This is a genomic window from Actinomadura geliboluensis (genome assembly GCF_043197915.1).
Taxonomy (GTDB): domain Bacteria; phylum Actinomycetota; class Actinomycetes; order Streptosporangiales; family Streptosporangiaceae; genus Spirillospora; species Spirillospora geliboluensis.
In genome coordinates, this window is the sequence record NZ_JBICUA010000009.1 from 157814 (window position 1) to 176408 (window position 18595).

Sequence of the window (18595 nt, forward strand, 5' to 3'; positions counted from 1 at the left end):
CGGCGGCGCGGCGCGGCGGGCGCGGCGGGGGGGGGGGGGGGCCCGGCCGGGGCGGGGCCCGGGGGGCGCGCCGGCGCGGCCCCCCCCCCCCCCCCCCCCGCCGGGGGGGGGGGCGGGGTGGGGGGGGGGCGCCGCGGGGGCGCCCCGCGCCTGCTTCGAGGCCGCGCTGAAGTACGCGGGGGAGCGCACCGCGTTCGGCAAGCCGATCGCCGGCACCCAGATCCAGCAGCAGAAGCTCGCCCACATGGCGCTGGAGGTCAACCGCGCGACGCTGCTCGCCCTGCACCTCGGCCGGCTCAAGGACGCCGGGCGGCTGCGCCCCGAGCAGGTCAGCATGGGCAAGCTCGGCAACGTCAACGCCGCGCTGGACGTCGCCCGAAGCGCCCGCCAGGTGCTCGGCGCCAACGGGATCTCGCTGGAGTACCCGGTGATCCGGCACATGAACAACCTGGAGTCGGTCGTCACCTACGAGGGGACCGCGGACGTCCACGCCCTCGTCATCGGCGGCGCCCTGACGGGCGTCCAGGCGTTCCGCTGACCGGCGCGCCCGCGGCTATGCTCGGCCCGGTGAAAGATCCCCGCGCCACGGTGCCCACGGCCCAGCAGCACGCCGTCGACGCGCTGCGCCGCCGCATCGCGTCGGGGGACGTCCGGCCCGGCGAGCGGGTCAACCAGGAGGACATCGCCGCGCAGGTCGGGTTGAGCGTCGCGCCGGTGCGGGAGGCGCTGCGCGTCCTCGCCGAGGAGGGGCAGCTCACCTACCGGCCCCGGCGCGGGTACGTCGTCACCGAACTCCAGTACGAGGACCTCAGCGAGATCTACGAGCTGCGCAAGATCCTGGAGGAGCGCGCGGCCCGGCACGCCCTCCCGATGCTGGACGACGCCGCGCTGCGGCGCATCGGCGAGGCCGCCCGCGCCTGCGCCGAGGCCGCCGCCGCCGGAGACGTCGCCGCCGAACTGGCCGCCAACCGCGCGTTCCACTTCGCCGTCCTGGAGACGCCCGGCCAGCCGCACGTCCTGCGGTTGATCCGGCTGCTCTGGGACTCCACCGAGGTGTACCGGGCCATGTACTACAACGACCCGGCGGAGCGCGCGGCCTCGGTGGACGCGCACGACCGGATCATCGAGGCGGTCCGCGCCCGGGACGCCGACCGGCTCGTCCGCGAGCTCGACGCGCACCGGCAGCGCGCCCTGGACGTCCTGCGCGCCGTCCTGGCACCGCAGGCCGGCTGACCGGCGCGCGACTCCTGGACTACTGGACGGCGACTCAGTACGTTCCTCACTGCTCCCCCGGCCCTCGACGATCCCCAGTCGTCGGGCAGGTTCCCAGCGGCGGCCTGGCCGTCCGCCGGTACGCGGTCGGGGTCAGGCCGACGAGCTCGCGGAAGCGCCGCGCGAAGTAGGTCGGATCGTCCCAGCCCACGGCCGCGCCGACGCGCGCGGCCGGGAGGTCGGAGTGGGCGAGCAGGTCGGCGGCCCGTTCCGCCCTGATCCGGGCCAGATGGGCGAGCGGGGACGCCCCCACGTGCCGGACGAACAGCCGCCCCAGGTAGTCGGGGTCGAGGTTGACGGCGCGTGCGAGGCCGTCCAGCCGCCACGCCTCGGCGGGCGCCGCCTCCATCCGCGCGATGGCGGCGGCGACCGCCGGGTGCATGCCGGGCCCGGCGGCGCCGGGGGAGCCCGCGTCGGCGAGGATGCCGAGGACGGTGACGAGCCTGCCCAGCGCGCGTCCGGTGCGGGGCGGGGCACCCGACAGGTCGGCTTCGAGCCGCCGGATCTGGTCGATGGCCTCGTCGGCGGCGTCCGGCTCGACGGCCGTGACCGCCACTCCCCGGGAGCCGGAGGCGACGGGCTCCGTCCACAGCAGCCGGCGCAGCGCCGGGACCAGCATCACGCCCTCCAGGTCGGAGCGCAGCGCCTTGGCCGACACGCAGCAGTTGGCGACGACGAGATCGGCGCAGCCCTCGAAGCCGTGCCACGCGCCCGGCCGGAGCACGACGGCCTGGCCGTGCCGCAGCCGGTGCCCGCCCTTGGCGGTCACGTGCGTGCCCCGGCCGGGCCCGACGACGGCGATCTCCACGAAGTCGTGCGCGTGGGCCTCGACGTCCGCGGACAGCCGCTGCACGCCTCCCCAGATCGGCCCGTCCGCGAACAGCGCCCGCTCGTGCAGCACCGTGGTCATGTCGGAATCGTACGACTGGAGGACGACATCGGCCTAGCCGGTTCCTGCGGCCGTTGCGAGGCTTTCCACATGAGCGAAGAGACAGACCTCGGCCCGGACGGACGCCTCTCCGACGACCTCGTCAGCAGCTACCGCGAGAACGGATTCGTCCGAGTCCGCGGCGTGCTCGACCGCACGCAGGTCGAGCGCTTCAGATCGGGTGCGGAGGCGTACCTCGAATCCCATCGCGGGGAGAGCCTGGAGAAGGGCGGCGCCTTCAGCCAGCTGGTCAACGTCTGGCGGCGCGACGAGACCCTGCGCGACCTCACGTTCGACCGGCGGCTCGGCCGGGTCGCCGAGCAGCTCGCGGGGTTCCCGGTGCGGCTGTGGCATGACCAGATGCTGGTGAAGGAGCCGCACAGCAACACCGCCACCGAGTTCCACCAGGACCGGCCGTACTGGCCGCACACCGACGACCGGCTCCCGCTCTCGGCGTGGATCGCACTGGTGGACGTCCCGCCCGAGCGGGGCTGCATGACGTTCCTCCCAGGTACCCAGACCCGCAGCGGCCTGCGCGCGCAGGACCTCCATGAGGAGGGCGACCTGTTCGAGGCGGATCCGGCGCTGCGGTGGATCCCGCGCGTGACCATCCCCCTGCGGGCCGGGGACTGCACCTTCCACAGCGGCTACACCGGCCATATGGCCCTGCCCAACACGACCGATATGGCGAGGCTCGCGCACGTCGTCATCTACATGGACGAGGAGACCGTCTTCAACGGCGCCCCGCACCCCGTGACCGACCCGCTGGGACTCACCGAAGGCGCCCGCCTGGACGGCGACGACTTCCCGAGGCCGTGGGCGTGAGGCGCAACCAGGGATGAGGCGCACGCCGCCCGGGCCGGAGTCCATGATCCTATTTAGGTTAGGCTCTCCTTAATCAGTTCTGATTTCGGAGGAAAGTAGTGCTAGCCGGACTCGGCCCGCGCGGATGAGCGCGGTCATGGAGCCGTGGCGGGGCAATGCGGTGCACATCGCGAAGGCCCCGGGCAAGGAGGCCGAGATCGTCACGTCGGTCGGCTGGGAGTGACCACCGCCGTCCCGCGCGTCGCCCCGGCGGCCCTGCGCACGGCGTCCGGGCGCGAGGCGTCCCGCTGGGTCGCGGCGCACTGCCGCGAGACGCCGTGGCTGACGGGCACCGCGGCGCTCACCACGGTGGCGGGCGCGGCGCTCCAGGTCCTGCCGGTGCTCCTGCTCGGCCGGGTGGTGGACGGGGTGGCCGGCGGCGGCTCGCCTTCGATCCTGATCACGATCGGGGCCCTGCTGGTGGCCGCCGCGCCGCTCGGCGCCGCGGCCACCGCCGCGTCGACGTACCTGATCGGGCGGCTCGGCGCGGAACTGCTCGCGCGGCTGCGGGAGGGCGCCGTCCGGGCGGTGCTCGGCATGCCGAGCGCGCGGATCGAGCAGGTCGGCCGGGGGGACGTGCTCTCCCGCGTCGGCGACGACGTCGCCGTCCTGTCCAAGGGCATCCGGACGGCCGTCCCCACGGTCTTCTCCGCGGGCGTGCTCGTCGCGATCGCCACCGCCGGGATGTTCGGCCTCGACTGGCGGCTCGGCCTGGCGGGCGCCGGCGCGCTGCCCGCCTACGCGCTGGCCCTGCGCTGGTACCTGCCGAGGTCGGCGCCGCTCTACCGGCGGCAGCGCGCGGCGCAGGCCGACCGGGCGCAGGAGCTGATCAGCGGGCTGGACGGGATCGGCACCGTCCGCGCGTACCGGCTGGAGGACGCGTTCCGCGCCAGGGTGACCCGCGAGTCGTGGCGGGTGCGCGACCTCGGCATCGAGGTGTTCCGCCTCTTCGGCCGGTTCGTCGGCCGGGAGAACCGCGCCGAGTTCATCGGGCTCGTCCTGATCATCACGGTGGGGTACGCCCTGCTGGAGGCGGACGCCGCCGGCCTGGGCGAGGTCGCGGCGGCCCCGCTGCTGTTCCACCGCCTGTTCAACCCGCTGGGCTCCATCCTGTTCACCTTCGACGAGGCCCAGAAGTCGGGCGCGAGCCTGACCCGGCTCGTCGGGGTGCTGGAGGAGCCCGCCGAGGAGCGCCTGGTGGGCGGCACGCCCGCCGAGCCGGACGCCGCGGCCCACCCGGTCACGGTCGAGGGGCTGACGTTCACCTATCCCGGTTCCGAGGAGCCGGTCCTGCGGGACGTCGACCTGGTGATCCCGGCGGGCGGCTCGCTCGCGCTGGTCGGCGCGACGGGCGCGGGCAAGTCGACGCTGGCCGCGCTCATCGCGGGCATCGGCACCCCGCAGGCCGGGTCGGTGCGCATCGGCCCGGTCGACCTCGCCGACCTGGACGAGGCGGGCGCGCGGGCCCTGGTGAGCATCCTGACGCAGGAGACGCACGTGTTCTCCGGCCCGCTCGCCGACGACCTGCGGCTGGCCGCGCCGGACGCGTCCGACGCCGAGCTGATGGACGCCCTGCGCACGGTCGGCGCGGACGGCTGGGTCGATGCCCTGCCCGAGGGGCTGAACACCCTGGTCGGCGAGGGCGGCGAGCGCCTCGACGCCACGCGGGCCACCCAGGTCGCGCTGGCCCGGCTGGTGCTGAGCCGGTCGCCGGTCGTGGTGCTGGACGAGTCGACCGCGGAGGCGGGCAGCCAGGGCGCCGCCGCGCTGGAGCGGGCCGTCCTCGCCGCGTGCCGGGGGCGCACGACGCTGTTCGTCGCGCACCGGCTCACCCAGGCCATGGCGGCCGACCGGATCGCCGTGCTCGACGCCGGACGCGTCGTGGAGCAGGGCGCCCACGATGAACTGGTGGCGCTCGGCGGCCGGTACGCGCGGCTGTGGCGCGCCTGGCGGGCCGGGGGCTGATCCGGCGATGACGACCGCCGCGGAGACGACGACCGCCGCCGAACCGGGACCCCGCACGGGCTCCGCGATCCTGCGGACCGCGCTGCGCCGCAACGCGGGCGCCATGACCGCGGGCACCGTCCTCATGGGCATGTACCAGGCGGGCGAGACCGCCTTCCCCATCGCGCTCGGCCTGATCGTCGAGCACACGATGCGCGACCGGAGCCTCGGCGCGCTCGGCCTGTCCGTCGCCGCGCTCGCCGTGATCATCACGACGGTGTCGTTCTCGTGGCGGTTCGGGATGCGCATCCTGCAGAAGGCCAACACGACCGAGGCGCACCGCTGGCGGGTGCGGGTCGCGGCCTGCGGGCTCCAGCCCGTGGCCCGGGACGCCGACCTGAAGTCCGGCGAGGTGCTGACCATCGCCACCGAGGACGCCGACCAGACCGCCGACATCATCGAGGTGGTGCCGCTGCTGGTCAGCTCGCTGGTCGCGGTGCTCATCGCGGCGGTCGCGCTGGGCCTGGCCGACGTCGGGCTCGGCCTGCTGGTGATCGCGGGGACCGTCGCGGTCCTGACGGTGTTGAGCGTGCTGTCCAAGCGGATCGGCACCGGCACCCGCGAGCAGCAGGCCCGGGTGGCGCGGGCGGGCGCGAAGGTCGCCGACCTGATCACCGGCCTGCGCCCGCTGCACGGGTTCGGCGGCAACCACGCGGCGTTCGCGTCCTACCGCCGGGTCAGCCGGGAGGCGCGGGACCAGGCGGTCACCGTCGCCAGGGCCAACGGCGCGTACGCAGGCGCCGCGCTGGCGCTCAACGCGCTCCTCGCCACCGCCGTGACGCTGCTGGCGGGCTGGCTCGCGTTCGAGGACAGGATCACCACCGGGGAACTCGTCATGGCCGTCGGGCTCGCGCAGTTCATCATGGAACCGCTCAAGCTGTTCTCGGAGATGCCGAAGCACATCATGGTCGCGCGGGCGTCCGCCGAGCGGATGGCGCTGGTGCTGGCCGCGCCGCCGGTGGCGGTGCCGGGCACGGCGCGCCCGGACGCGGACGGCGGCCTGGAGGTCGACCGCGTCCGGTACGGGTCGCTGCGCGAGCTGAAGTTCGACGTGCCCGCCGGGGAGTTCACGGCGATCGCCGCCTACGAGCAGCGCGCCGCCGCCGACCTCATGGCGCTGCTGTCGGGCGAGGTCCCGCCCGGCGCGTACGAGGGCGCGGTGCGGGTCGGCGGCCGGGACACCGCGGACCTGTCGACCGACGGGCTCCGCGAGCACCTGCTGGTGAACCCGTCGCACGGGGAGATCTTCGCGGGCACGCTCCGCACGAACATCGACCCGTCGGGCACCGCCGGGGAGGTCGCGGCGGCCGTCGAGGCGTCCATGCTGACCGACGTCGTCGCCCTGCACCGCGACGGGCTCGACCACCCCGTCCGCGACCGGGGAGCGAACCTGTCCGGCGGGCAGCGCCAGCGGCTGTCGCTGGCCCGCGCGCTCGCCGCCGACAGCCCGGTCCTCGTCCTGCACGACCCGACGACCGCCGTTGACGCGGTCACCGAGCAGCTCATCGCGCGGGGCATCGCCGGTCTGCGGCGCGGCCGGACCACCGTCGTGATCACCAGTAGCCCCGCCCTGCTGGACGCCGCCGACCGCGTCCTCGTCCTGGACGGCGGCGCCATCACCGCCGAGGATACGCACCGCGCCCTCCTCCGCACCGACGAGCGCTACCGCCAGACCGTTGCCCGCTGACCGTCCGGGTCTCCGAGAAGGGCCTTCGTGAGGGGATGCTCGGGTGCCCGCAGGAGGTGGGCGGCGGGCCGGTGCTCGACGAGGCGGCCGTCGTGGACGACGGCGACGGTGTCGGCGATCCGGGCGACCACGCCGAGGTCGTGGCTGATGAAGACGAGCGCGAGTTCCAAGCCGGCGAGCAGGTCCAGGATGGCGGCCTGCGTGAGCGTGTCGAGCCCGGAGGTGATCTCGTCGCAGATGAGCACGCGGGGCCCGGCGAGGAGGGCGCGGGCGAGGGCGGCCCGCTGGAGTTCGCCGCCGGACAGCCGGTCGGGGCGGTGCCGGACGACCGACGCGTCCAAGCCCATGCGCTCCAGGCTGTCGAGCGCCTCTGCTCGGGCTTGGGTGGAGGGCAGGTCGCGTAGCCGGACGGCAGTGCGCGCCACCTGTTCGTGGACGGGACGCCACGGGTCGAAGGAGGCGCGCGCGTCCTGGAACACGTACTGCACCAGCCTCCGGTGGGCGCGGGTGCGCCGCCGAGGCCGTGCGGGCAGTGGCACGCCGCCGACGGCGACGCTGCCGCCCGTCCACGGGTGGAGCCCCGCGACGCAGCGGGCCAGCGTCGTCTTGCCACCGCCCGACCGGCCGACGATTCCGAGCCGCTCCCCATCGGCCAGGTCGAGGCTGACCCTGTCCACGGCGGGACGGTCCCGGCGGCCGGCGTGGCCTGCGGTCAGGTCGCGGACGCGCAGCAGCGGGGCGTCCGGCAGCGGCCGGGCGGTGACGGGCGCCGCGGGGTCGGGCTGCGCGGCGACCAGGGCCTTGGCGTAGTCGCCGCGCGGCGCGTCCAGGACGTCCGGGCCCGCTTCGACGACCTTGCCGCCACGCAGCACGACGACGTCGTCCGCGAGCGCCCGGACGACGTCCAGGTCATGGCTGAGCAGGACGAGCGTCACCCCGAGGCCGCGCAGCACCCCGACCAGCTCGGCGCGGGTGACGGCGTCCTGGCCGGTGGTGGGCTCGTCGGCGACGATCACCTTGGGCGCGGCCAGCAGGGCTTGGGCGAGCACGAGGCGCTGCTGCTGCCCGCCCGACAACTGGTGCGGGAATCGGCGCAGGAACGCCCCGCCGGAGGGCAGCCGCGCGGCGTCGAGCGCGGCGGCCGCATCGGTGCCGTGCAGCCGGGCGATGCCCCGGAGCACCGGCCCGATCCGGCGGGCGGGGTTCAGCACGGACGAAGGATGCTGCGGGATGTAGCCGACGGCGCCGGCCGCGGCGGGCCACCGCCCGTCGATCCGCACCGTGCCGGTGGCCTCGGTGCCCGGCGGGTGCTCCCCGAGCAGCGCCAGCCCGGTCGTCGTCTTGCCGCTGCCGGACGCCCCGACCAGCGCGAGGACCCGCCCCTCCGGGACGGTGAAGCCCACCCCGTCCACCAGCGTCCGGGCGGCGGAACGGACCCGCAGGCCCACCACTTCGATCACCGTTCCTCCAAGGCGCGGTCGGCGGCGAGGTTGAGCCCGACGGTGAGCATGACGATCAGCAGCGCGGGCGCGAGGACGGACCAGGGGTTGAGGAACAGGCCCGCCCGGTTGCGGTCGATCATCACGGCCCAGTCGGCGGTGTCGGGGGAGACCCCGATGCCGAGGAACGCGGCGGCGGCGACCAGGTAGAGGGTGCCGGTCAGGCGGGTGCCCGCGTCGGTGACCAGCGTCCGCAGCGCGGACCGTCCGACGAACAGGACACCGGTGCGCCAGCGGTGCTCGCCCTGCAGCCGCATGGCCTCGATCGCCGTCCCGTGCGCGGCGTCCAGCGCCGCCGCGCGGGTGACGCGGGCGATGTCGGGCAGGTGGACGAGGGCGAGCGCCCACACCAGCGCGCCGCCGGACCCGATGGCCGCGAGCAGGATCAGCAGGAGCAGCGACGGCACGGCCAGCAGCAGGTCCAGCGGGCGCATCAGGGCCTCGTCCACGGCGCGGCGCGGCGCGGTCGCGGCGGCCAGCCCCCACGGGACGCCCAGCAGGTACGCGCCGGCGGTGGCGGCCAGCGCCACCAGGACCAGGGTCCGGCCGCCGAGCAGGACCTGGCCCCACACGTCCCGTCCGGCGAAGTCGGTGCCGAGCGGGCCGTCCGCGGCGAACGCCGCCCCGCGTCCGGACGTCCCGGCCGACCCCGGCGCCAGCCACGGCCCGGCCAGCGCGATCAGCAGCGGGACCGCCACCAGCAGCAGCGGGACGATCGGCGGCCGCCTCATGCGCGCGGCACCAGGCGGAACGCCGCCAGGTCGGCGGCCAGGTTGACCAGGACGGTCGTCGTCGCGAACAGCACCGCCAGGCCCTGGACGACGGGCAGGTCCCGGTCGGCGACCGCGTCCACCAGGACGGTGCCGAGTCCCGGGACCACGAACACCGCCTCCACGACGATGACGCCGCCGAGCAGCCAGTCCACGGTGCGGGCGAGCTGCTGCGCGGCGGGCGCCAGGGCGTTCGGCAGCGCGTGCGCGTACCGGACGCGCCGCACCGGGACGCCCAGCCGCAGCGCGTGCCGGGTGTAGCCGGCGTGCAGCGCGTCGATCATCCCGGCGCGGACGAGCCGCCCGGTGGACGACAGCGGACGGGCCAGCAGCACGAGCAGCGGCAGCACCAGCACGGCGGCGCCGAGCCCGTCGATCGCGGTGGCGGGCAGCCGGCCGAGCCACCCGCAGAACACCGCGATCAGCAGCATGGCCAGGGCGAACTCGGGGACCGAGTACAGCGCGACGCCGGTGGAGGTCAGCGCGCGGTCCAGCAGGCCGCCCTCCCGGACCGCCGCGCCCACCCCGGCCGCGATGGCCAGCGGCACCAGCAGCGCCAGCGTCAGCCCGGCCAGCAGCGCGGTCGGCGCGAGCGCGGCCAGGACGATCTCCGCCACCGGCCGTCCGGACACGATCGAGCTGCCGAGGTCCAGGTGCGCGAGCCCGGCCGCCCACTCGGCGAACCGCTCGGGCAGCGGACGGTCCAGGCCGAGGCCCGCGCGGATCTGCGCGACCCGGGCGGGATCCGGGGAGTCGCCGGCCAGCACCACGGCGGCGTCGCCCGGCAGCAGCTCGGTCAGCAGGAAGATCACGGTGGTGACGGCGGCGACCTGCGCGAACGCCAGCGGCAGCCGCCGCGCGGCGTAGCGGGGGAGGCTCATCCCAGGCGGACCTTGTCGAAGCGCGCCCAGTCCAGGGTGTTCATGGGGGCGCCGCGCACGCCGGTCACGTTGCGGGCCGTCGCGACGATGCCGTCGGCGAATCCCCAGACCAGCAGGCCGCCCTCGGCGTGCAGCATGCGCTGCATCCGGTCGAAGGCGTCCTTGCGGTCCTGCTCGCGCGGCGAGGAGACGGCCCGGTCGTAGAGCGCGTCGAAGTCGGGCCTGGCCCACCTGGTGGCGTTGGTGGTCGAGTGCGAGAGCAGCCGCTGGGAGATGTGCGTCTCGATCGGCATCGCCCCCGACCGGAAGCTGACCAGCGTGCCCCGCTTGAGGATGTCGGACCAGTAGGTGTCCTTGTCGCCGGTCACGACCTTGGCCTTGAGCCCGGCGGCGCGGATCTGGTCGGCGAACACGGTGGCCGCCTCGACGAAGCCGGACGCGGCCTGGGACGTGGTCAGCTCGATCGTCGTCCCGTCCGCCCCGGCCTTCCTGATGAGCGCCTTGGCACGGTCCAGGTCGGGTTCGCGCTGCGGGATGCCGGCGGCGTAGTGCAGGTAGCCCTTGCCGAACAGGTCGTTGCCGACCTGGCCGGCGCCCGGCATCGTCGTGTCGACCAGCCGCCGCCGGTCGGCGAGCAGGAACAGCGCTTCGCGCAGGTCGCGGTCGTCGAACGGCGGCCGGTCGACCTTCATCGCGAACGCCTGCATGTTGCTGTTCGGGGAGTGCACGAACCGGGCGCGGGAGCCGTGCCGGCGCGCCGTCGCCGGCGAGATGTCGTGGGCGTACTCGACCTGGCCGCCGAGCAGCGCGTTCATCCGGGCGGACTCCTCGTTGGCGATCAGGAACTCCAGCTCGCCGATGTGCGGGGCGCCGTCCCAGTAGTCCGGGTTGCGGGCGAGCAGCACCGCCCGGCCCGGCTGCCATGACGCGAACCGGAACGGCCCCGACCCGACCGGCTTGGAGAAGTCGCGCAGGCCCGCCGGGACGATGTACGCGCCGAAGGCCGCGAGCGCGTTCGGGAACTCCGCGAACGGCCGCTTGAGCGCGAACTCGACGGTGCGCTCGTCCACCGCCCTGCTGTTGCCGAGGTCGATCAGCGCCAGGCTGGACCGGGCCCGGTAGGCGCCCTTCGGATCGAGGATCCGCGCGTAGCTGGCAAGGACGTCCTGCGCCCGCACCGGCTTGCCGTCATGGAAGACCGCCTCGCGCAGGGTGACGCGCCACGTCCGCAAGTCGGCGCTCGCCTCCCAGCGCTCGGCCAGCCGGGGACGCGGCGCGACGTCGTCGCCGAGGTCGGCGAGCTTGTCGAACATGGCCTTCGCCCGCGCCGCCTCGACGAACAGGTTGGCCAGGTGCGGGTCGAGCACCTCCGTCGCGCCGCCGCCCGCGAACGCCGCGCGCAGCCTGCCGCCGCCGGAGGAGGAGGGGCCCGTCCCGCACCCGGCGAGGACGGCGGCTCCGGCGGCGGCTCCCAGGAACGCGCGGCGGGTCAACTGGTCGTGCATGGCTCTCCCTCGGGACGGCGACGCGGGGTGCCACACACTAACGAAAATGAAAACGGTTATCAATGTCGTCAATCGGGCGAGCGGCGGCCCTCCCGCAGGCCGCGCCACAGGAACGCGGCGGCCGCGACGGCGGCCCCGCCGGCGAGGACCGCCAGCAGCCGGCCGTCCGGCACGGCCGCGCCGATGCGGGAGACCGTCTCCTCCAAGGCGAACTCGGTGTCGGGGTCCAGCAGGCCGGGCAGCGCCGACGTGCCGTCGAAGAGCAGGAACACCGTCCCGAGGACGATGAAGAACAGCCCGCCGACCAGGGACGTCGAGTGCACCCGCAGCGGCCCGAGCGTGACCGGCCTGCCGCGCAGGACGCGGCGGTGGCCGAGGTCGTAGCGGTCCCACAGCAAGGCCAGGACGAACAGCGGGACGGCCATGCCCAGCGCGTACACCGCCAGCAGCGACGCCCCGTACAGCGGGTTGCCGCCGACCGCCGAGACGGTGAGGATGCCGCCGAGCAGGGGCCCGGCGCAGAAGCCCGACAGCCCGTAGACGGCCCCCAGCAGGCCGACCGACAGCGCGGACCCGGCCTTGCCGCGCCGGGCGGCGAGCCCTTGGAGCCGGGTGGAGCCGAACCCGAGCCCGGCGATCTGGACGACGCCGAGCGCGATGATCGTCCAGCCGCCGACGGCGACCAGCAGCTCGCGGTGCCCGTAGAAGAGCCGGCCGGCCAGCGCCCCGGCGGCGCCGAGCGGGACCAGCGTCGTGCAGAGCCCGAGGTAGAAGACCGCAGTCCGGGCGACGAGCCGCGTCCGCTCGGTGAAGGAGTAGGCGAAGAACGCCGGGAGCAGCAGCGCGCTGCACGGGCTGAACAGGGTCAGGACGCCGCCCAGGAGGGCGGCCACGTAGCCGACGCTCACCGCGCTTCCTCGATGGCCTTGGCGAACACCTCGAACGGCTGGGCGCCGAGGAGCGGCCGGCCGTTGATCAGGAACGTCGGGGTGCTGGCGGCGCCGATCCGGTAGCCCTCGACCTGGTCGGCGATCATGGAGTCCTCGGCCTCGCCGCTCTCCATGTCGGCCCGGAAGCGGTCCAGGTCGGGCACGCCCGCTTCACGCGCCCAGGTCATCAGGTGCTTGCGGGCGAAGTCGCCGGAGTTGCGGCGCCGCGGCTCGGCGTACAGCCGGTCGTGGAACGCCCAGAAGCGGTCCTGCCGCGCGGCGGCGTAGGCCGCCTGCGCCGCGGCCTTCGACTCGTCCCCGAAGATCGGGAAGTTGCGCCACTCGATCCGCAGCACGCCGGCGTCCACGTACTCCTTGATCAGCCGGGGCTTGGTCTCGCGGGCGAACCGGCCGCAGAACGGGCACTGGAAGTCGCTGTACTCGATCATGACGACCGGGGCGTCGGTGCGGCCGAGCGCGAACGGGTCGCCGTCCTTGCGCCGGGCCAGGTCGGGGCCGCCGGACGTCGACCGCGACGGCGACGCGGACGGCGACGGCGACCCGGCGGCCGGTTCCCCGCCGCCCCGGGTGCTGAGGGCGGCGGCCAGGCCGAGGACCAGGGCCGCGCCCAGCAGCACGGCCGCGATGGTCAGGGAGCGGGTCTTGCGGGATGAAGCCGACATGGCGGAAACGCCTTTCGAAGAGAGCGCGGCGCGGCCGGGCGTGCGTGAACGCGACCCGTGGTCAGCGCAGGCGGGCTGACCGCGCGGCACGGCGCGCGCGGTGCGGAGGAAGTATCAGGACGAGCCGGGCGCGCCGACCGGGCAGTCGATCTCCCCGGCGAGGCGCCGCACGGCGGCCACGGCCAGCAGGGCGATCGACAGCACGGCCACGGCCGGTTGCAGCGGCGCCCAGATCGTCAGCGCGCCGGAGGTGCCCAGCAGCAGGAGCACCGCCTTGTTGCACACCGGGCACCCGATCGCGAAGAACGACAGCAGTCCGCCGAGCGGGCCGAGGCGCCGGCCCGCGCCGGACGGCCGTCCGGCATAGGTGGCCAGGACCAGCCCGGACAGGACGGCGGTGACGGCGAGCACGGGGTAGTTCCACCACTGCACCGGCACGGAACGGCCGAACAGCGGATTCGGGATCACGTCGGTGGGCGCTCCCACCAGCAGCGCGGCCCCGGCGGCGCCGGCGGCGGCGAAGGCCCAGCGTCGGCGCGGCCAAGAGGCCAGCGCGCGGCCCGCCTTGGCGAGCATGCCGGTGGACGCCCGCACGGACGGGCGAGCAGAGATCATCGGTCGGACTCCGTTCGGTCGGATCTGGCGGCCCGGGTGAACGGGGCCTCTAGATCCGCAGAACGCAGAGTCCGGCGAGGTCGGGCGGGGGCGGCGCGGGTCCCTGGCGCGCCACCGGGGCGACCGCGCCCGGCGGCGCCGCCGCGCCCTCGGCGAGCGCGGCCGGCAGCACGACCGCCGGAACCGGCAGCGGCTGGGCGGCGGGCGCGACCGGGGGCGCCTCGGCCACCGTCTTCTTGCCGCACTGCCCGGTACCCGGCTCCGTCCCCGACTCCCGCGGCGGCTCGTCCGCCGCACTGGCGGCGACGGGACCGGCACCGGCCGACTGGAAGGCGGCGGCGCCCTTGCCGAGCTGCATGAGGCAGCCGACCGTCAGCAGGACGATCAGCAACGCCAGCACCAGGCACGGCCGGGACCACGAGGGCCTCCTCCGCACCAGCGACGGCATGCCGAACGTCCTTCCTCCCAGCGAAACGAATGCTCGGCTCACTATAGGAGACAGAAAAGCAGCAACGCTCAACACGAGCGGGCGGTCGACGGCTCCGGCCCGCCGTGACGCGCGACGCTACTTGACGGCGACGCCGCCGTAGACCCAGGCGCCGCCGGTGGCGGCGGCCTCCTCGGCGTCGGCGTGCCAGCGGTTGACCTTGACGAGGCCCGGTTCGACGAGGCGGAGGCCGTTGAACAGGCGCAGGATCGCGTCGTGGCCGCGGAAGACCATGGGGGCCGAGGCGTTCTCGTAGGCGGCCCTGATGATCTCGACGAGGTCGGCGGGGCGGTCGTCGAGGGTGCTGTGGGAGATGACGAGGTGGCTGCCGGGGGCCATGCGGTCGGTGAAGGCGCCGACGATGCCGGCGGGGTCCTCGGCGTCGGTGACGAAGTGCAGCATGGCGTTGAAGATGACGCCGACCGGGCGGTCGAAGTCGATGAGGCGGGCCACGGCGTCGGAGGCGAAGACGGTTCCGGGGTCGCGCATGTCGGCCTGGAGGGCGGCGGTGCGGTCGTCGGCGGCGAGCAGGGCGCGGGCGTGCGCGATGACGATCGGGTCGATGTCCACGTAGACGACGTGCGCGTGCGGGTGGACGCGCTGGGCGATCTCGTGGACGTTGCCCTGGTTGGGCAGGCCCGCGCCGAGGTCGATGAACTGGTCGATGCCCTGCCCGGCGACGTGGGCGATGGCGCGGCCGAGGAAGCGGCGGTTCGCGCGCAGCGCCTCGACCCCGTCCGGGATGGAGGCGATGAGGTGGCCCGCGAGTTCGCGGTCGGCGGCGTAGTTGTCCTTGCCGCCGAGCACATAGTCGTACATGCGCGCCACGTTCGGGGTGTTCGGATCGATCCCCTGTGGCACGCCCGGCTGTGGTGGCACCGCGGTTCCCGTCTGCCGTGAGCGATGAAACGTCGCGACAACTGTAGAAGGTGAGATAGCACGAAAGTGGTGATTTACCCTGTTCGCTGTGCCACGATGACGCTGATCAGCCCCCTGCGCATGGAGCGCGAATGGAATTCAGCCTCAATGGCAAGTCCGTCGGCACCCGTGCCGAACCCGCGGAGACCGTGGCGGACGTACTGCGCGAGAGGATGGGGCTGACCGGGACGAAGGTCGCCTGCGGCACGGGCGTGTGCGGCACCTGCACCGTCCTGGTGGACGGGCGCACGGCGGCGAGTTGCCTGCTGCCCGCCGATGCGGTGGCGGACCGCGAGGTCACGACCGTCGAGGGCCTCGGCGGCGACCATCCGGTGCAGCGGGCCTTCGCCGAGCACGACGCGCTCCAGTGCGGCTACTGCACGCCGGGCTTCGTGGTGGAGGCGGCGGCCTTCATGGACCGGTGGCGCGCCGAGCACGGCACGTCCGAACCGTCCCGCGAGCAGATCGCCGAGGCCCTGGCCGGGCACCTGTGCCGCTGCGGCGCGTACGTCGGCATCTACGAGGCGGTCGCGGCTGCGTGCGCGGGGAAGCACGACGACGGCACGGTGACGCCGGCCCGCGTGGAGGCCCTCAGCAAGATCACGGGTGCCGCGCGGTACACGGCGGACGTCGTCCTGGACGGGCAGCTCGAAGGCGTGATCGTACGGTCGCCGCACCCGCACGCGAAGGTGGGGGAGATCCGGTACGACGGTCCGCTGACCGAACTGCTGCCCGCGGACCGCGTCGTCCGCTACGTGGGCCAGCCGGTGGCGGCGGTCGCCGCGCCCACGAAGGCCGAGGCGCTGGAGGCCGCGGCGCGGGTCGAGATCGACTACACGGTGCTGCCCGCCGTGCTCTCGCCGGAGGACGAGACCGTCGTCTATCCGACCGCGGAGTCCCGCAAGGAGGCTCCGCGCGCCAACGAGGGCCCGCTCGCGTCCGCCAAGTGGAACGGCAACGTGCGCGGCCCGGCCGGCATGAGCTGGCGCGGCGGCACGGCGGTGAAGCGCATCGAGAAGGCCCGGAGCGACGGCGGCCAGACCCTGGTGGAGGCCACCTTCACCACCGGCGTGCAGGCCCACACCTGTATGGAGCCGCACGGCTGCGTGGCCCGCTGGGAAGACGGTGAACTGCATCTCCACCTGTCCACCCAGGCCGTGACCCGCGTCGCTGAACAGGCGGCCAAGCGCTGGAACCTCCGCCGGGAGCAGGTCCACATCGTGGCCGAGCACGTGGGCGGCGGCTTCGGCTCCAAGGTCAACGTCACCCCCGACGTGGCCGCCGCCGTGGAGCTGGCCCGCCTGCACGGCGCGCCGGTCCGGGTCGTCCTCAGCAGGCCGGAGGAGCTCGTCGACGGCGGCACCCGCCCCGGGGTCCGCATCGAGCTGGCCCTTCTCGCGGACGCCGGCGGCGGCCTGTCCGCCTTCACCATGGACGCCCACGGCGACTCCGGCGTGTCCATCGGGTCGAACGCGGCCTGGCATTCGCGGTTCTTCTACGGCAACGCGCCCCGCCGGATCCGCGACTACGACCACGTCACCAACCGCGCCCCCGGCATCCCCTTCCGCGGCCCCGGCCTGCCGCCGATGCTGTGGGCGCTGGAACAGGGCGTGGACGAGATGGCCCTGCGCCGAGGCGAGGACCCCATCGACCTGCGCCGTCGCTGGGACGGCAACGCCAAGCGCCACGCCCTGTACGACCGGGCCGCGGAGCTGCCCATGTGGCGCGACCGCGCGGACCCCGGCGACGGGCGCCTCCGCCGCGGCGTCGGCGTCGCGGCGGCCAACTACATGTACTTCCTCGACCCCGGCACCAAGGTCGCGCTGGCGGTCGAGCAGGGCGCCGTGGTCGCCCGCGTCGCCGTCCAGGACATCGGCACCGGCACCCGCTCGGTGATCGCCGAGGTCGTGCGGTCCGCGCTCGGCCTGCGGCCCGCGCAGGTGCGCGTCGAGGTCGGCGACAGCGACCACGCCTACGGGCCGACGTCCGCCAGCAGCTGCGCCACCGCGTCCGTCGCCCCGGCGGCCGAGGACGCGGCGCGCCGGCTCCGCAAGGTCCTCGGCGCCCGCACCCTTGAGGAGGTCGAAGGGCTCCGGGTCGTCGGAAAGCGCCCGCGGGACCGGCGCGGATACGTGACGCCCTTCCCGCTCGACCACTTCGCCATCGGACGGGGCTTCTCCGGAGCCGTCGTCGTGACCGAGGTCGAAGTGGACACCCTGCTCGGACGCGTCAAACCGACCCGCGTCTGGTGCGGCGTGACGTCCGGCCACGTCTACGCTCCCCGGCTGGCGCGCAACCAGTGCGAGGGCGGGGTCATCCAGGGCATCGGCTACGCCCTGTTCGAGCAGCGCCACGAGGACCCGGCCACCGGCACCGTCCTCACCGCGAACCTGGAGGACTACCGCATCCCCGGGATCGCCGACACCCCGGAGATCGACGTGCACTTCCACACCGAGGGCTGGGACCACGTCCCCGGCCGCGGCATCGGCCTCGGCGAGGTCTGCACCGTGGCCGTCGCCGCCTCGGTCGGCAACGCCGTCCGGCACGCCACCGGATGGCGCCCGCACGACCTGCCCATCCGGCCCGACCTGCTCCTTGAGGGGATCGGCACGTGACCACCATCGAGGCCGCCGTCGCGGCCGTCCGCGACACCGGCGGCGAGCCGCGCGCCGGCGGCACCGACGTCATGACCCGGGCGGACCGTCCCGCGGTCGACCTGCTCGGCGTCCCCGGCCTGGGCGGCGTCGACTGGCGGCCGGACGGCTCCGCCCGCGTCGGCGCCCTCACCACGATCGCCGCCCTGCTCGCCGACGACCGGCTGACCGCCGCCTACCCGGCGCTCGCCGCCACGGCCGCCGCCGTCGCCACCCCGCAGATCCGCAACGTCGCGACCGTCGGCGGCAACCTCCTCCAGCGCAACCGCTGCTGGTACCTGCGCAACCCGGCCTTCACCTGCCACCAGACGGGCGGCGACACCTGCCACGCCCGCGACGGCGCCCACCTCTACTCGGCCGTCGTCGACCAGGGCCCCTGCGTGGCCCCGCACCCGTCCTCGCTCGCCGTGGCGCTCCTCACCTACGGCGCCACCGCCGAGGTCCACGGCCGCTCCACGCTGGGCATCGCCGAACTGTACGGGGACGGCGCCGACCCCACGCGCGACCACCGCCTGGAGCCCGGCGAGATCCTGCAGACCGTCGTCATGCCTCCGCCGATGCCGGACGAACGAGCCGCGTACCGCCGCGCCACCGCCCGCGAGATGGCCGAATGGCCGTTGGTCGAGGCCGCCGCCCGTCTCACCTTCGACGGTGACACCATCGCCACCGCGTCCGTCGCCGTGGGCGGAGTGGCCCGCACGCCGCTCCTCCTCACGGAAGTGGCCGAAGCCGTGCTCGGCAAGCCCGCCACCGAGGAGACGCTGACGGCCGCCGCCGACCTGGCGACCGCCCGGTGCACGCCCCTGCGTCAGAACGCCTACAAGGTGGCGCTCCTCCGGGCCACCCTGATCGACACCCTCACTGCCTGCTCGCCGCCGTCCCCCTGAGGCACGCGGCGG

General features: G+C 74.9%; 16 protein-coding genes and 1 pseudogene. 7 read left to right on the plus strand and 10 right to left on the minus strand.

Features of this window, described 5'->3' with window-relative positions; all coding sequences use genetic code 11:
- Positions 1-127: 127 nt before the first annotated feature.
- Both ACGFI1_RS27870 and ACGFI1_RS27875 read left to right on the plus strand, forming a co-directional pair.
- Positions 128-538, plus strand: a pseudogene (locus ACGFI1_RS27870) (acyl-CoA dehydrogenase family protein); the annotation flags it as partial.
- Between the two features lie 29 nt (positions 539-567).
- Positions 568-1233, plus strand: coding sequence for a GntR family transcriptional regulator (locus ACGFI1_RS27875; RefSeq protein WP_205719350.1), 666 nt, complete (start codon positions 568-570; stop codon positions 1231-1233).
- A 46-nt stretch (positions 1234-1279) separates the two neighbouring features.
- Here the strand turns inward: ACGFI1_RS27875 and ACGFI1_RS27880 are convergent, their stop codons facing one another.
- Positions 1280-2182, minus strand: a complete 903-nt coding sequence (locus ACGFI1_RS27880; protein WP_392789332.1) for an AraC family transcriptional regulator — start codon at positions 2180-2182, stop codon at positions 1280-1282.
- 69 nt (positions 2183-2251) lie between these two features.
- Here ACGFI1_RS27880 and ACGFI1_RS27885 point away from each other — a divergent pair, with 69 nt between their 5' ends.
- The 3 genes from ACGFI1_RS27885 (at position 2252) to ACGFI1_RS27895 (ending at position 6755) form a co-directional block, all read left to right on the plus strand.
- Positions 2252-3025: a phytanoyl-CoA dioxygenase family protein gene (locus ACGFI1_RS27885; protein WP_392789335.1), complete on the plus strand. Its 774-nt coding sequence runs from the start codon at positions 2252-2254 to the stop codon at positions 3023-3025.
- 219 nt (positions 3026-3244) lie between these two features.
- The gene (locus tag ACGFI1_RS27890; RefSeq protein WP_392789338.1) at positions 3245-5029 is read left to right on the plus strand and encodes an ABC transporter ATP-binding protein; all 1785 of its coding nucleotides are present in this window, start codon (positions 3245-3247) and stop codon (positions 5027-5029) included.
- A gap of 7 nt (positions 5030-5036) precedes the next feature.
- A complete protein-coding gene (locus ACGFI1_RS27895) occupies positions 5037-6755 on the plus strand; it encodes an ABC transporter ATP-binding protein (protein ID WP_392789341.1) in 1719 nt (572 codons plus the stop codon).
- On the opposite strand, the gene ACGFI1_RS27900 is transcribed toward ACGFI1_RS27895, so the two are convergent.
- From ACGFI1_RS27900 to ACGFI1_RS27940, 9 genes are all read right to left on the minus strand, one after another.
- On the minus strand, positions 6731-8215 hold the full coding sequence (locus tag ACGFI1_RS27900) for an ABC transporter ATP-binding protein (protein ID WP_392789344.1): 1485 nt from the start codon (positions 8213-8215) through the stop codon (positions 6731-6733). The two genes, ACGFI1_RS27895 and ACGFI1_RS27900, sit on opposite strands and share 25 nt — an antisense overlap.
- Positions 8212-8985, minus strand: a complete 774-nt coding sequence (locus ACGFI1_RS27905; protein ID WP_386873982.1) for an ABC transporter permease — start codon at positions 8983-8985, stop codon at positions 8212-8214. The genes ACGFI1_RS27900 and ACGFI1_RS27905 overlap by 4 nt, the downstream gene beginning before the upstream one ends.
- Complete coding sequence (locus ACGFI1_RS27910) at positions 8982-9905, minus strand: ABC transporter permease (RefSeq protein ID WP_392733511.1); 924 nt, start codon at positions 9903-9905, stop codon at positions 8982-8984. The genes ACGFI1_RS27905 and ACGFI1_RS27910 overlap by 4 nt, the downstream gene beginning before the upstream one ends.
- Positions 9902-11410 (minus strand): ABC transporter substrate-binding protein, encoded by a 1509-nt coding sequence (locus ACGFI1_RS27915; RefSeq protein WP_392789347.1) that lies wholly within the window; start codon positions 11408-11410, stop codon positions 9902-9904. Before ACGFI1_RS27915 ends, ACGFI1_RS27910 begins: the two co-directional genes overlap by 4 nt.
- A gap of 68 nt (positions 11411-11478) precedes the next feature.
- Positions 11479-12318, minus strand: coding sequence for a cytochrome c biogenesis CcdA family protein (locus tag ACGFI1_RS27920; protein ID WP_392789350.1), 840 nt, complete (start codon positions 12316-12318; stop codon positions 11479-11481).
- Positions 12315-13022 carry a DsbA family protein gene (locus tag ACGFI1_RS27925; protein ID WP_392789352.1) on the minus strand — a complete coding sequence of 236 codons (708 nt, stop codon included), beginning with the start codon at positions 13020-13022 and terminating at the stop codon, positions 12315-12317. Before ACGFI1_RS27925 ends, ACGFI1_RS27920 begins: the two co-directional genes overlap by 4 nt.
- Positions 13023-13136: 114 nt before the next feature.
- Positions 13137-13637: a hypothetical protein gene (locus tag ACGFI1_RS27930; RefSeq protein WP_392789354.1), complete on the minus strand. Its 501-nt coding sequence runs from the start codon at positions 13635-13637 to the stop codon at positions 13137-13139.
- 49 nt (positions 13638-13686) lie between these two features.
- Complete coding sequence (locus ACGFI1_RS27935) at positions 13687-14085, minus strand: hypothetical protein (RefSeq protein ID WP_386873976.1); 399 nt, start codon at positions 14083-14085, stop codon at positions 13687-13689.
- Positions 14086-14202: 117 nt separating this feature from the next.
- Entirely contained in the window at positions 14203-15003 is an 801-nt protein-coding gene (locus tag ACGFI1_RS27940) for an SAM-dependent methyltransferase (protein WP_387072658.1), read from the minus strand.
- A 131-nt stretch (positions 15004-15134) separates the two neighbouring features.
- On the opposite strand from ACGFI1_RS27940, the gene ACGFI1_RS27945 reads away from it, so the two are divergent.
- Both ACGFI1_RS27945 and ACGFI1_RS27950 read left to right on the plus strand, forming a co-directional pair.
- Entirely contained in the window at positions 15135-17657 is a 2523-nt protein-coding gene (locus tag ACGFI1_RS27945) for a molybdopterin-dependent oxidoreductase (protein ID WP_392789358.1), read from the plus strand.
- On the plus strand, positions 17654-18583 hold the full coding sequence (locus tag ACGFI1_RS27950; protein ID WP_392789361.1) for an FAD binding domain-containing protein: 930 nt from the start codon (positions 17654-17656) through the stop codon (positions 18581-18583). The genes ACGFI1_RS27945 and ACGFI1_RS27950 overlap by 4 nt, the downstream gene beginning before the upstream one ends.
- The last annotated feature ends 12 nt before the right edge of the window (positions 18584-18595 follow it).